Here is an 11,788-nt window from a genome sequence, read left to right on the forward strand (position 1 = left end):
CCGCTGCTCGCCGTACAGGCTGCCAGCCAGTAACGAGCTGGTGCGTGATTGCGGCGGGGATATGCCGGCCCGAGCTGGGACCTTGTTCAGGCGGTGGCGGTGCGGTCGGAGACGAGGCCGGCGATGGCGGAGAAGGCAGTGGACGGCCGCGATCCGGCGGATGCCGTGTTCTCGGTGGTGGGCTGGATCGCCAACCGCCTCGGGATCCCTGGCGGCCGGGCACCCGCCGGCCGGTTGGCCGGTGTGGGTCATGCGCACCGGCCCGCCCACACCAGCCAGACCTGGAACCCCTTCCCCGACACTGAACTGTCCACCACGCCACCAGCTCGGCCACGGGCGAGCACCTGGCTGCCGGGATCAGCGGCACGGCGCCGCGCCACGTCTGGCGGGGCGCAGGCGGGCCGCCGGACGACGGCGTCGCCCGCAGCGGGTGGTCGGGGGTGGTCGGGTGGCGGGGAGCTGGTCAGGCCGGCAGGAAGAAGCCGGTGATGTCGGCGAGGCTCCCGTCCTCGTGGTGGCGGGCGGCGCTGATGCCGGTCGATGCCGCTGTGCCGTGGGCGTCGAGCTGGGTCCAGCGGGCCAGGGAACGGTCGTGGTGTTCCAGCACCTCGTCGATGCGGAACCGGTGGCCGGGGAAGGCCGCGGCGAAGCCGGCCATGTAGGCGGCGAGTTCGGTCAGGCCGGCGACCTCCGTCCCCGGGTCGCGGTAGGCGACCTCGTGCGCCGCGACCGCGCCGAGTGCGGCGACCCGGTCGGCGGGCTCGGCCGACCAGCAGGCGGCGTAGTCGTTCCAGAGCTGCTGGGTGTCACTCATGGTCGTCCTTGCTTTCATGGGTCTTGAGGGAGCCGATCGACGCCATCGCGCCGTCGGTGACGCTGTGCAGTGTGGTGCGGGGCAGGCCGGCCCGGACGAGCACCAGCAGGCCCTGGTAGACGGCGAGCAGGTGGGCGGCAGTGGCCCCGACGTCGAGGTCCGCCGGGGTGTCGCCACGGCCTCGGGCACGGGACAACGCGTCGGCGAAGCCGCTCTCGATCGCGGCCAGGCCGTGGTGCACGCCGTCGGTGACCCCAGGGAGCGTGAAGGACTCGACGGCGGTGTTGGTGAGCAGGCAGCCCGGGTCGGGCTCGGCCCCGGTCTCGATCGCCGAGGTGAAGAACGAGCGGATACCGGCCACAGGATCGGCGGGCTCCAGCAGGTGGACCCGGACACGGCCCTGCACGACCCGCTCGTTGTAGGCGTTCAGAGCCGCATGGAACAGACCGTCCTTGCTCCCGAAGGTCCGGTACAGGCTCCCCGGGTGCAGACCGGTGGCCTCCTCGATGTCCCGCAGCGAAACACCGAGATACCCCCGGTGCCGGAACAGCCGCATTGCCGAGGCCAGTACCTCGTCCTGCTCCCAGAGCTGCTTACGCCCCATCCCCACCCCAAGTAGTTGAACGACTGCTCACAAAAAATAGCACAGGCGGAACCGACCGCGCGTCCAATGCCCCTGCAGGACGGCCGCCCAACTGACACAGGGCCAACCCCCACAGCGGCGCCGAGGCAGGGCAACACCAGACCGGGGCTCAGCAGACAGATGGAACCGCCGTGGTGCGCGGGCGCGGATTCTGCCGCGCCGTGTGGACGGCCACGGCCAGCGCGGCGTCCGACGCCTCCTGACGACGCCGCCGGGACGCCGTGAAGGAGCAGCCGCGGCCGCAGTGGAGGGGGCGCCGGCCGGTGCCGCCGGTGCGCAGCGCGGTGCCGCTCTCGGGGCGGGCGGGTTCGGCTGCCGGTGCGTCAATTCCTCCCGCGTCGAAAAATGTTTCCTCTCGCGTCGATTTGCATGACCGGGCTCGCAGCGGTGGACGCGCGAGGAAACCGTGCGGCCCGGCCCCCTGATGAGAGGCCGGGCCGTGGTCGGAGCTGGACTGGGATCGGGCTCCTGCAGTCGACCGTAAGCGCCGACACCGCCGACGGCGGGACGGCTCGCCGACCGGCCGACGCCGGCGAGACCCTGCCCAGCGGGAGCGGGGCCGGGGTAGGCACGGGGGCGGGCGAGAGGGTGGTGGCAGCCGGCTGGCACCGGGGCGGGGGACGTCCCGGTTCCGGCGGCAGGGAGGTCCGGCCGCGGTGGGGGCGCGGCCGCTCTGCCGAGCAGCACCTCGCAGGGGGCCACGGGTCTGCCGCGCCGGGAATGCCAGCCCCGCCCGCTCACCGAGAACAGGGCTGTGACCTGGAACCCTTTCGCCAGCCAGGTGAACAGGCGCGCCGTAGTGGGATCCACTGGCCCGCCTCGACGCCACCGCAGACGGGGACCGCTGCCGACAGACCCTGCGCGACCGGGGCCGGCTCCGCCCGGAGCCTCGCGGTCGCCGCGGCTCCGGCACCGATCTGTCCCCGCGCGAACGGCAAATTGCCGAGCTCCTCGCCATAGGCGCCAGCGACCAGGACATGGCGCGGACCGTGGCCCCTGTCCCCCCGGACCGTCGAACATCACGTCGCCAATACGCTGAGGAAACTCGGTGCCACCCGTGACGAGGTCCCCAGAGCACCGAACGGTCGGCCCTGATCACGGGCGTCCAGGCCCCTGCCGACAGGTGGAGGGAGTCATTACCCGCCTGTCCCCCACACTGCGTCCGCCGAACCCTGCTCACCCATACGGCGGCCGCCCGATCCAGCCACGGGCACTTCCGGTGGCGCGGCGGCAGGGTGGGCAGGGACGCAGTATGGAGCCGTTGGGACAGTTGCTGTGTCAGGCCGCCGACGGACCGCGCGAGGGAATCGTGATGGTGTCGAACGAGTCTCCGGCCTCGGAAGTCTCGCCGGAGGCGCAAGCGCGCAACGAGTCGCTGAAGGCAATCAGCGCGGAGACCCGGGCGCTGGGCGAGTACAGCGGGCAGCACCACTGGGCCCTGGTGGAGCTGGCGCATGCGTACGCGCTGGTGACCGGCAGCCTCGGGGCGCCGGCCACTTCCAGTCCTGAACAGCGCCTGTAGGCCGGTGGCAGCGCGGTGATGCCCGGCGGCGATGGTCGGAGAGACGAGCAGCGGTTGCCGGGCTGCGTGACCTGGGTGCGACCTCGGCGGCTGTCGTCCCGCTGAGCAGCAGTCGCGAGTCCAATGGGGCGCTCACGGCGGTGCGCACCGGTGTGGGCCGGCCCTTCACCGATGGCGAGCTGGCCCTGCTCGCCGACAGCGGTCACCGGGCCGGCGTGGCTATCGACAACGCGCGCTCGTTCGGTGAGCATCGGGATATCGCGACTGCCATGCAGCGCCATCTGCTCACCGAGCTGCCGCGCGATCCGGATATGTCGCTGGCTGCCCGGGCTTCGCCCGGCGCACGGCGCCACCTGGAGCGACGCCCGGTCGGACCGGGAACGCCTCAGCGGGCGTTCAGGCTCCGCTCCTCAGGCGGCGACCGTCAGATCGGCGCGGCCGAACAGGAGCGCGTAGCCGCCGGGCAGGTGGGCGAGGAGGCGGTCGGTGAGGTGGTCGCCGGCGAGGTCGGTGAGGGCGGCCAGGACGGAGGAGGTGTCCCAGCGGGCGGCGGTGAGGCTGGTGTCCAGGTTGCGGGCGACGGCCTCGACGAAGGCGGGGGCGGGGACCGGCTCGGGGAGGGGATCTGGGTGGCGAACACGGCGCGGGCCCGTTCGGGCAGCATGACGGCGAGGTCGCAGCGCTCTTCGCCGGTGAGCTGGGATCCGAGGACGGCCAGGACCGCGTCGAGGACGCGTTCGGCCTCATCGTCGGTGGTGTAGCGGCCGAGGGTGCGGACCTGCTGAAGAAGACGGCGGTGCCGGGTCATGACGGTGGCCTTCCAGGAGTGGGGCCGGCCGCGCGGCGCGCGGCGGCACGGGACATCAAGGGCGGTGGCCGGGATCGGGGCGGCCGAAGAGGAGGTCGTATCCGGGGGCAGCTGGAACAGGACGCGGTCCATGAGGTCGTCGCCGGCGGCGTCCGCGGCGGTGCTCAGCACGGCGCCGGTGTCCCACAGGGCCGTCTGCTCGGTGGCGCCTTCGATCCAGGCCGCGGCAGCCCGCACGAACCGTTCCGGGCTGAGCGGTTCGGCGGCCTGGAGCGGGTTGAGGAGGACCAGAGCGAGGGTTTCGGGCAGACGCGCGGCAAGGGCGGTGCGGACATCGCCGACCAAGTGGGCCCCGAGCAGGGCCAGGACGACACGGGCGGCCCGTTCGGCCTCCTCGGGTGTGCCGTATTCACCGCGTTCCCGGACCTGGTCCAGGAACGCCTCCCAGCGGACAGTCACCGTATGTCTCCCTCCGTCTTTCGAAGGAGTTCACCGAGTGGACGGGGCATTCCGTGCCGCGCGGCAAGGCGCCGGTGAGGGCCGGTGACCCCGAGCGGCGGGACCACGCAGCGGGTGGCCCGGTGAAGGGCCGGGTGAGTGCTGCGCCGGTCGGCCGGGTTGCGGGCTCGGACGAGGGCTCCCCGGCCCGAGCCGTCCATGAACGTCACCTCCGACAGGTTGAGCATCGGGCACCGCCTCCTGATACGACTCGAGCGCGGCAGTCACAGCACGGCGCAGCAAGGGGGCCAGGTCGAGGTCGAGGTCGTCGCGCCCCGCACCAGGAGGTGTCGGGTATCCGGCCGTGCGTGGTGTTGGTCGGGGGTCCGGCTGCTCCGCAGCGAGGACGGCCCTGGGATGGGAGGGGGCCGGCGGGCGGGGTGCGGGGTGTTCCGCACCGCTCCTCGGGGGTTCGGGAGCGGTGCGGAACGGCATCGGGAGGGGTCAGGCCCGGATCTGCTTGCGGTCGCCGCTGTGGCTGATGGCGATCTTGCGGGGCTTGGCCTTCTCTGCGACCGGGATCTTCAGGGTGAGCACGCCCGCGTCGTAGTCGGCGCTGATCCCGGCCGGGTCCAGGGTGTCGGACAGCATGACCTGGCGGGAGAAGATGCCCAGCGGGCGCTCGGACATCTCCCACTTCACGTCCTCGCCCTCGCGGCGCGGGCGGCGTTCGGCCTTGACGGTCAGCATGTTCCGCTCGACGTCGATGTCGATCGCCTCCGGGTCCACACCCGGCAGGTCGAAGCAGATCACGTACTCGTCGCCGGCACGGTAGGCGTCCAACGGCATCGGGGTCGGACGCGACCACGTACCCGTCGTGCTCAGGAACTGCTGGGTCAGCCGGTCCAGCTCGCGGAACGGGTCGGTGCGCATCAGCATCGCGAAACACCTCCAGAAGGGATCGAAGGGGCCAGTGCGCTTCACCTGACACCTTTCTAGCGCGTCATCCATCCGATGACAAGTCTGCACGTCGCCTATAGAGTGACTTCATGAACGACAGGCCACCCACACCCACCGCCGGTCCTCCCGCGCCCCTCGAGCCCGCTTCCTTCGTCGCCGCCGCAGCGGCGCTGGCGGCCATAGACGACGCCGTCCGCACCGCCCACGCCCCGGGCCCCGAGGGCCGGCGCGGCCCCCACGACACCCAGGAAGGCCCCGAACCGGCCCTGGCCGCCCTCCTCCTGCTGCGCGAACTGCGCGCCCAACTCGCCGGCTGGGAAGCAGGCCTCGTGGAGAACGCCCGCACCGCCGGCGCCACCTGGGCCGACCTCGCACACCCCATGGGCGTCGCCAGCCGCCAGGCCGCCGAGAACCGCTACCTGCGCCTCAAACCCGCCCCTGGCACCCCCCACGCAGGCACGGGCACCGGCGCCGAGCGGGTCAAGACCGTCCGCGACCGCCGCGCCGCCGAACGCGCCGTCACCACCTGGGCCCGCGAGAACGCCACCCAACTGCGCGTCCTCGCCGCCCAGATCGCCGCTCTCACAGACCTCGCCCCCGCGGCCGACTCCCACCGGGCCACCCTCACCACAGCCCTCGGCACCGCCGACCCAGCCGACCTCGTGGCACCGCTGACCGCCATGCGACCCCACCTCGAAACCGGCCACGCCGACCTCGCCACCCGCCTCGACGACCTCACCCACCACACCGACCACCTCCGCCATGACAGCAACCAACGACGCGCCTGACCGCCACAGCGACACCGCGGAGAAGCGCTGGCAACGCATCCAGGACCGGATCGCAGATCTCGAACAGCGGATCCGCGAGACCAGCGCGGCCGCCACCGCCGCCCTCGACAGCCGCCTCGCACACCTCGACGCCATCCGCCAAAGCCTCGCCCAGGACCCCCGGCCCCCACGCGCCGCTCCCGGCAAGCCTGCGGCCGTCGCACCACGACAACCCGCGCCGGCCACCGAAGCCTCTGGCAGACGCCCCGCACACACCGCCGACCGCCACTGCACAACAAACCCGCGGCAGACCCGACCCACCCCCGACACCCCGCAGGCAGCCCGACACAACCGCCCCGGGCCGGCCGCACAGCGACGTGACGCGGCATGAGGCCGCCGGACGGGACAGACGACACGGCAAGACGCGGACAGGACACACGCCCGGTCTGGAAACATGCACGGGTCCGGCGCTGCGATCCCGGCGCGGCAGCAGCGCCCGCCCCTGTGCCCGGACTCGAGAAGTCGGCCCGCTCCAGTCCGGTGAGGGTGACCTGGAGACCGCGGGCGCAGTCGGCCGTCCCGGCAGCAGTGCCGGTCGAGGACGCGGCTCCGACACCCCGGAGCAACGAGAAGGGGCGACGGGACGCCCCTCGCCGAACCACGCTCCGTGAGGCGCGTGCGCCGGGAACGGGCGCCGCCGGAGTTCACCGCAGCAGCCGGTTCACACCGGTGCGCCGGAACCGCCCCGCCACCTGCGCACCGGGGACACCAGGCACAGCACGGCGCCCGCCTCGCCGGTGCGCAGGTGGATGCGGATGACCGCGCTGGGGCCGCCCGAGTCGCAGAAGTGCACGCCGGACATGCGCAGCACCAGCATGACGCTGGAAACCGCACCCCGCAGTCGCCGCCCTGCCCGTCACCGCCCCTGACCAGGCATTGAACCTCACCCGCCACCACAGGCCGCTGCAGGTTCTCCCGCGACAACGAACTGCAACTTCACACCCGAACGCAGACTCTGTCGTACTAAACGGACGTGGCAGCATGGTCGATATCGTCCAGGCCATCGGCCGGGCCCTGCAGATCCAGCCCGGCGAAGGCAAGACCGCTTCTCTTATCGTGCCTATTTTCCTGGCACCCGGAGAGGTTCTGGAGTCGGACAGTTACGGACCTCCGGTCCGTATTTTGTCTGCTTTGAGGTCTCACGACGAGCGCGTGGTGGAGGCCCTGGCGGTGCCTCAGCAGTCCGGCAAGCGTACCAAGGGGCACAGCGCGGAGGCTGCTGTTTTGCCTGGTGAGGGTGGGTCGGGTGAGGGTGGGTCGGATGCGTTCACGTTGCCGGTGCGGTTCCGGACGCCGGTGGACGAGAACGTGCTCGCGTTGTTCTTCGCCTCGCGGGTACTGAAGGGAAAGAATCAGTTCTGGCGGGAGGGTATCAATCATGCTCGGCGCCGGTTTTAGGAAACGGGCGGGCTTGACGTTCCATCTTCAGAAATGGTTGGTCCGGAGGGGAATTATCCGCTTGGTAAGTGGGTGCCCGACAGGCGATCTGAGCACGCCGCGGGTGAATTGGCCCGCACCGGGCGAAGATGCTGGATGCGCTCGGCATGATCTGGTCGGTGTCCGATGCACGGTTCGAGGCCGGCCTGGCCTGGGCGCGGGTCTGGGCGAAGGAGCACGGTTCGTCGCTCGCTGCTCCTGCGCGGGCCTCGATCGGGTCCTACCCGATCGGGACCTGGTTGTCAGAACTGCGGGCAGCGGCCCAGGTGCCGGCCGGGGAGCCGGGAGCGCTCGCTGCGGCGAGGCGGGCTTCGTTGGAGGAGATCGACCCGTTCTGGTGCCCCACCTGGCCCATCGTCCGGCAGCGCGCCTACTCTGTGGCACGGATGTGGTGGCTGGAGTCCGCCGGCAAGGTGGACTAGCCGGCACTGCCCGAGGAGACGGTGTTCGAGGGCGAGCAGCTCGGCCGCTGGATCGTGACGCAGCGGGCCGGCTGGCCCGGCCTGGATCCCGATCAGCAGGATCTCCTCGCGGCGCTCGGCATCGAGGCCGACGAGGAGCTGGTGGCTGCGCGGCAGGCCGCGGAGGGGAAGCTCAGGGTGTCCCGTGTGGACCGGTTCCAGCAGGGTCTGGCGGCGCTAGCGCAGTTCGTTGAGCGTGAGCGCCACGCCAACGTCAGGCGCCCGCACAAGGAGCTCCTGGAGGCCGTGGAGGCCGGCCCCGGGGGTGAGTAACAGGTGATTATATCATATTTCGCCCTGGGTGTGTGGCTCAACAACCAGAAGAGCAGGCGGCCGAACCTGACGCCGGGACAGCTCGCGCAGCTCGCCCAGCACGGCGTGGAGTGGGCTTGGGAGTTGAACGGGGCTACGGGCGGGATCCGCTCACCGGTCCGAGTCTGGCAGCAGTGCGCTCTCGGGTACGGGGAAGAGGCCACCACCGCCGAGGTGGCCCTGGAGGCGGCAGCACGTGCGGTCGGCCGGCGGTGCCGCCAGTGGAGGACGTCATTGGGCGCCTGTCCCACAACACCGCGCCCGCCGGACCTCGGCTCGCCCATACGGCGGGCGGGCCGATCCAGCTACAGGCACTGACGGCGCGGCGGCGGCAGGGTTGCAGTATGGAATCGTTGGGGTAGCCGCTGTGTCCAGGCCGCCGACGGACTGCGCAAAGGAGTTGTGATGGTGTCGAACGAGTCTCCGGCCTCGGAAGTCTCGCCGGAGGCGGAGGCGCGCAACGAGTTGCTGAAGGCAATCAGCGCGGAGACCCGGGCGCTGGGCGAGTACAGCGGGCAGCACCATCGGGCCCTGGTGGAGCTGGCGCATGCGTACGCGCTGGTGACCGGCAGCCTCGGGGCGCCGGCCACTTCCAGTCCTGAACAGCGCCTGTAGGCGGGCTGACGGTGGCGCGGTGATGCCCGGCGGCGATGGTCGGAGAGACGAGCAGCGGTTGCTGGGCCCGGCGTTCGCGGGGTTGGCGGCCGGGGTGCTCCTGCTCGACGCGGAGGGACGGATTCTGGCCGTCAATCCGTGGGCCGAAGGACTGCTGGGCCGCACGGCAGCGGCGATGGCGGGGGCGGATGCCCACGAGTTGCTGCATCGGGGTCCCGGCGGCGCCCCGGTTCCGCGCTCGCGGTGCCGGCTGTTGGCGGTCGCCGCGCAGGGGCGGCCGGCCTGGGGTGAGAGCGACGCCTTTCTGACCGGTGACGGCAGGTCTCTGCCGGTGCGCTGGTCGGCGGCACCCGTCCTGCGTGGGGGCCGCACGGTGGGTCTGGCCGTGTTGTTCGCCGACGTCGCGGGGAGCACTGCGCCCAATGGGCGGGAAGCCGCCCGGATGAGCCATCTGGAGGGCCTGACCGAACGGCTGACCCTGGTCGGCGCGATCACCGAGGTGCTGTCCGAGACGCTGGACGTCGAGGAGGCCGTGGATCGGCTCGGCCCGCTGCTCGTCCCCGCGCTGGCGGACTGGGTGGCCGTGGATCTGCGCACCCCCGAGGGCGACGTCCGCCGGGTCGCCGTCCTCGGCCCGGCGGGGCGGGACTCCGCTCTGGAGGCATGGCGGGGCCCGCTGCCGCCGCCGACGGCCCTGTCGCGTTCGGCGCTGGTGCGGGTGCTGCACGGCGCAGCGCCCGTCGTGCTCGGTGTGCGGGAGATGGCCGAGCCGCCCGATGCGCCGCTCGCCGCCGTCCAGACGGGATTCCTGCGCGCCCTGGGCGCGACCTCCGCCGCTGTCGTCCCGCTGACCAGTGCCCGCGAGACCACCGGGGCGCTCACGGCGGTACGCACCGGTGCGGGCCGGCCCTTCACCGAGGGCGAACTGGCCCTGCTCGCCGACATCGGTCACCGGGCCGGCGTGGCCATCGACAACGCCCGCCTGTTCGGCGAGCAGCGCGATATCGCGACTGCCATGCAGCGCCATCTGCTCACCGAACTGCCGCGCGACCCGGACATGTCGCTGGCTGCCCGCTACCAGCCCGCTCCTGCCGGTTCGCGGGTCGGGGGTGACTGGTACGACGCGTTCCGGCTCAGCGACGGCGCGATGGCGCTGGTGATCGGCGACGTGATCGGACACGATCTCCAGGCGGCGGCCCGGATGGCCCAGCTGCGCAACATCCTTCGCGCTCTGGCCTGGGATCGGCACGAGGCGCCGGCCGCCGTCATGGCGCGACTCGATGACGCGATGACGAGCCTGACCGATGTGCCCATGGCGACCGTGATCCTCGCCTACGTCGAGAAGCCTCTGGCCGGGTCGTGGCGGCTGCGGTGGACAAGTGCCGGGCATCCGCCGCCGCTGCTGCTGCTTCCCGCGGCCGCGACGCCGTCCCGCGGCGAGGCGCGATATCTGGAGGCCGGGCAAGGGCTCGTCCTTGGAGCGGGTGGGGATCCCGAACGTCATGACGGCACAGAGGAGCTACCGGCCGGTTCAACGCTGCTGCTGTTCACGGACGGCCTCGTGGAAGTCCCGGGTGCCGATCTCGGGGCCGGACTGGAAAAGCTGCGCCGTCACGCCGCCCAGGTGGCGGGCTACCCGTTGGAGGAGTTCTGCGACCAGATCCTTCGGGTCGTGCCTCCCGGCAGCACCGACGACACGGCACTTCTCGCCTTCCGGGTACCGTCGGGCTGAGCGACCCGCCATGAACCGCCGTCACACCCCGGTGATGGCCGGCCCGGCCACTGCGGCGGGCTCGCAGACGATGGCCGACTCCGAGCCGTCAAGCCCGAGTAGCGGGCCGGCGGCTGGTTCAACCGCTACCGGAAGACGTAAGGGGCGGATTCCGGCAACCGGCGCAGCCACTGCTGAGCCGCTGGTATGGCACAGCCGGTGGTTCAGCCCCACTGCCCCGGGTGCACCTCTCGCCCCCACACGCGAGCGCCTCTCCCGCGCGGGGAGCTCCTCGCGGCGCGGGTAGCCGCTGAGGCTGAGTGCAGCAGCAGCTGGTCCACTTCGGTGCGGCACCACAGTGCCACCACCTGTCCGGCCGGGGACACCGAATGCAGCACGGCGCCCACCTCGCGGGCGCGCAGGTGGGCGCGGGTGAGCGTGTTGACGCTCCCGGAGTCGCCAGCGGGTCCCGTGGCGACTCGGCCGGGGCCCAGGACTCCTTCCGACAAGTTCGCCCGGCCGGACGTCAGCGGGTGCGAGGCCCGGCCTTGGGAGGCGCGTGGTGCTCGACCGGAGGACCTGGCTCAGGAGTGGACGACGACAGCCCGGCGCCACCGGGTCGGGGTGCCCGGGCATGAGAGGGCAGGACCTGCGCGACGGGCGGCGACCTGTGCGGCGGAAACCGGACGCTCCCGGGCGGGGAGCGGGCCTGCCCGGCGGCTCAGGATTGGCAGGCCGCTCCCGCCAGGAGTCCGGCAGCCTCGGCTGCGGTCAGCGCGGAGGCGGTGCGGACGTTGGCCGGGTCGGCCGCCGCCGCCATAAGCCGGGCCGCCGCGGCGTCGTCCGTCCCTGGCGGAACGACCAGCAGGTCAAGCCGGGCAGTCTTGAAGGAACGCACCATGATCGCGTTCGGATCCTGCTCCACGCCGAACCAGCCACCGTGGACGACGTGTCCGGCGACCGGGATCCGGGACGGGATCACCGGCCAGTGGGTCGGGTTCAGTGTGACCCGGGTGACCCGGCCCCAACGGGCGTCCAGGACCGCCACCAAGGCGGGGAGTTCCAGCAGGAGGTCGTACGACCCGGGCCACCAGGCGCCGTCAAGCCGGCCAGGTCGCAGACCGGCGGGAGACAGTGACAGGCGGGTCACCACGTCGGGGGTGGACGGTTGGGCGGGGGACATCGTCGTACGGTCGAAGGTCGCGGTCATCTCGTGGGACCAGTCCCCGGCGCCACTCGC

The 11,788-nt window shown here is 72.1% G+C and carries 13 protein-coding genes and 1 pseudogene; 7 read left to right on the plus strand and 7 right to left on the minus strand.

Features of this window, described 5'->3' with window-relative positions:
* Nucleotides 1–463: 463 nt before the first annotated feature.
* Both ABEB13_RS01590 and ABEB13_RS01595 read right to left on the minus strand, forming a co-directional pair.
* The gene (locus ABEB13_RS01590; RefSeq protein ID WP_345703916.1) at nucleotides 464–814 is read right to left on the minus strand and encodes a nuclear transport factor 2 family protein; all 351 of its coding nucleotides are present in this window, start codon (nucleotides 812–814) and stop codon (nucleotides 464–466) included.
* Nucleotides 807–1,418, minus strand: a complete 612-nt coding sequence (locus ABEB13_RS01595; protein WP_345703917.1) for a TetR/AcrR family transcriptional regulator — start codon at nucleotides 1,416–1,418, stop codon at nucleotides 807–809. The genes ABEB13_RS01590 and ABEB13_RS01595 overlap by 8 nt, the downstream gene beginning before the upstream one ends.
* A gap of 1,300 nt (nucleotides 1,419–2,718) precedes the next feature.
* On the opposite strand from ABEB13_RS01595, the gene ABEB13_RS01600 reads away from it, so the two are divergent.
* Nucleotides 2,719–2,979 (plus strand): hypothetical protein, encoded by a 261-nt coding sequence (locus tag ABEB13_RS01600; RefSeq protein WP_345703918.1) that lies wholly within the window; start codon nucleotides 2,719–2,721, stop codon nucleotides 2,977–2,979.
* Nucleotides 2,980–3,403: 424 nt separating this feature from the next.
* Here the strand turns inward: ABEB13_RS01600 and ABEB13_RS01605 are convergent, their stop codons facing one another.
* The 3 genes and pseudogenes from ABEB13_RS01605 to ABEB13_RS01615 form a co-directional block, all read right to left on the minus strand.
* Nucleotides 3,404–3,787 carry a DUF2267 domain-containing protein gene (locus tag ABEB13_RS01605; RefSeq protein WP_425559846.1) on the minus strand — a complete coding sequence of 128 codons (384 nt, stop codon included), beginning with the start codon at nucleotides 3,785–3,787 and terminating at the stop codon, nucleotides 3,404–3,406.
* Between the two features lie 55 nt (nucleotides 3,788–3,842).
* Nucleotides 3,843–4,246: pseudogene (locus ABEB13_RS01610) on the minus strand (DUF2267 domain-containing protein).
* A 483-nt stretch (nucleotides 4,247–4,729) separates the two neighbouring features.
* On the minus strand, nucleotides 4,730–5,164 hold the full coding sequence (locus tag ABEB13_RS01615; RefSeq protein ID WP_345703919.1) for an Hsp20/alpha crystallin family protein: 435 nt from the start codon (nucleotides 5,162–5,164) through the stop codon (nucleotides 4,730–4,732).
* 110 nt (nucleotides 5,165–5,274) lie between these two features.
* On the opposite strand from ABEB13_RS01615, the gene ABEB13_RS01620 reads away from it, so the two are divergent.
* Nucleotides 5,275–5,973, plus strand: a complete 699-nt coding sequence (locus ABEB13_RS01620; protein ID WP_345703920.1) for a type III effector protein — start codon at nucleotides 5,275–5,277, stop codon at nucleotides 5,971–5,973.
* Between the two features lie 700 nt (nucleotides 5,974–6,673).
* Here the strand turns inward: ABEB13_RS01620 and ABEB13_RS01625 are convergent.
* The gene (locus ABEB13_RS01625; protein WP_345703921.1) at nucleotides 6,674–6,829 is read right to left on the minus strand and encodes a hypothetical protein; all 156 of its coding nucleotides are present in this window, start codon (nucleotides 6,827–6,829) and stop codon (nucleotides 6,674–6,676) included.
* 164 nt (nucleotides 6,830–6,993) lie between these two features.
* Between ABEB13_RS01625 and ABEB13_RS01630 the strand changes: the two genes are divergently transcribed.
* The 5 genes from ABEB13_RS01630 to ABEB13_RS01650 all read left to right on the plus strand — a co-directional run bounded on the left by ABEB13_RS01630 (nucleotide 6,994) and on the right by ABEB13_RS01650 (nucleotide 10,569).
* Nucleotides 6,994–7,410 (plus strand): hypothetical protein, encoded by a 417-nt coding sequence (locus tag ABEB13_RS01630; RefSeq protein WP_345703922.1) that lies wholly within the window; start codon nucleotides 6,994–6,996, stop codon nucleotides 7,408–7,410.
* A gap of 128 nt (nucleotides 7,411–7,538) precedes the next feature.
* Nucleotides 7,539–7,871, plus strand: a complete 333-nt coding sequence (locus tag ABEB13_RS01635) for a hypothetical protein (RefSeq protein WP_345703923.1) — start codon at nucleotides 7,539–7,541, stop codon at nucleotides 7,869–7,871.
* 21 nt (nucleotides 7,872–7,892) lie between these two features.
* The gene (locus tag ABEB13_RS01640) at nucleotides 7,893–8,183 is read left to right on the plus strand and encodes a helicase associated domain-containing protein (RefSeq protein ID WP_345703924.1); all 291 of its coding nucleotides are present in this window, start codon (nucleotides 7,893–7,895) and stop codon (nucleotides 8,181–8,183) included.
* Between the two features lie 444 nt (nucleotides 8,184–8,627).
* Nucleotides 8,628–8,837 (plus strand): hypothetical protein, encoded by a 210-nt coding sequence (locus tag ABEB13_RS01645; RefSeq protein WP_345703925.1) that lies wholly within the window; start codon nucleotides 8,628–8,630, stop codon nucleotides 8,835–8,837.
* Nucleotides 8,838–8,859: 22 nt separating this feature from the next.
* Nucleotides 8,860–10,569, plus strand: coding sequence for a SpoIIE family protein phosphatase (locus tag ABEB13_RS01650; protein ID WP_345709500.1), 1,710 nt, complete (start codon nucleotides 8,860–8,862; stop codon nucleotides 10,567–10,569).
* Nucleotides 10,570–11,269: 700 nt separating this feature from the next.
* Here ABEB13_RS01650 and ABEB13_RS01655 read toward each other — a convergent pair.
* A complete protein-coding gene (locus ABEB13_RS01655; protein WP_345703926.1) occupies nucleotides 11,270–11,731 on the minus strand; it encodes a DUF5994 family protein in 462 nt (153 codons plus the stop codon).
* Between the last annotated feature and the right edge of the window lie 57 nt (nucleotides 11,732–11,788).

This window comes from Kitasatospora paranensis (assembly GCF_039544005.1).
Classification (GTDB): Bacteria; Actinomycetota; Actinomycetes; order Streptomycetales; family Streptomycetaceae; genus Kitasatospora; species Kitasatospora paranensis.

Excerpts from the sequence above, each read along its gene's own strand:
- ABEB13_RS01590 (WP_345703916.1), bottom strand. The coding sequence starts at position 814 with ATGAGTGACACCCAGCAGCTCTGGAACGACTACGCCGCCTGCTGGTCG.
- ABEB13_RS01625 (WP_345703921.1), bottom strand. The coding sequence starts at position 6,829 with ATGCTGGTGCTGCGCATGTCCGGCGTGCACTTCTGCGACTCGGGCGGC.
- ABEB13_RS01655 (WP_345703926.1), bottom strand. The coding sequence starts at position 11,731 with ATGTCCCCCGCCCAACCGTCCACCCCCGACGTGGTGACCCGCCTGTCA.
- ABEB13_RS01645 (WP_345703925.1), top strand. The coding sequence starts at position 8,628 with ATGGTGTCGAACGAGTCTCCGGCCTCGGAAGTCTCGCCGGAGGCGGAG.
- ABEB13_RS01620 (WP_345703920.1), top strand. The coding sequence starts at position 5,275 with ATGAACGACAGGCCACCCACACCCACCGCCGGTCCTCCCGCGCCCCTC.
- ABEB13_RS01650 (WP_345709500.1), top strand. The coding sequence starts at position 8,860 with ATGCCCGGCGGCGATGGTCGGAGAGACGAGCAGCGGTTGCTGGGCCCG.
- ABEB13_RS01595 (WP_345703917.1), bottom strand. The coding sequence starts at position 1,418 with ATGGGGCGTAAGCAGCTCTGGGAGCAGGACGAGGTACTGGCCTCGGCA.
- ABEB13_RS01630 (WP_345703922.1), top strand. The coding sequence starts at position 6,994 with ATGGTCGATATCGTCCAGGCCATCGGCCGGGCCCTGCAGATCCAGCCC.
- ABEB13_RS01615 (WP_345703919.1), bottom strand. The coding sequence starts at position 5,164 with ATGCTGATGCGCACCGACCCGTTCCGCGAGCTGGACCGGCTGACCCAG.
- ABEB13_RS01605 (WP_425559846.1), bottom strand. The coding sequence starts at position 3,787 with ATGACCCGGCACCGCCGTCTTCTTCAGCAGGTCCGCACCCTCGGCCGC.
- ABEB13_RS01635 (WP_345703923.1), top strand. The coding sequence starts at position 7,539 with ATGCTGGATGCGCTCGGCATGATCTGGTCGGTGTCCGATGCACGGTTC.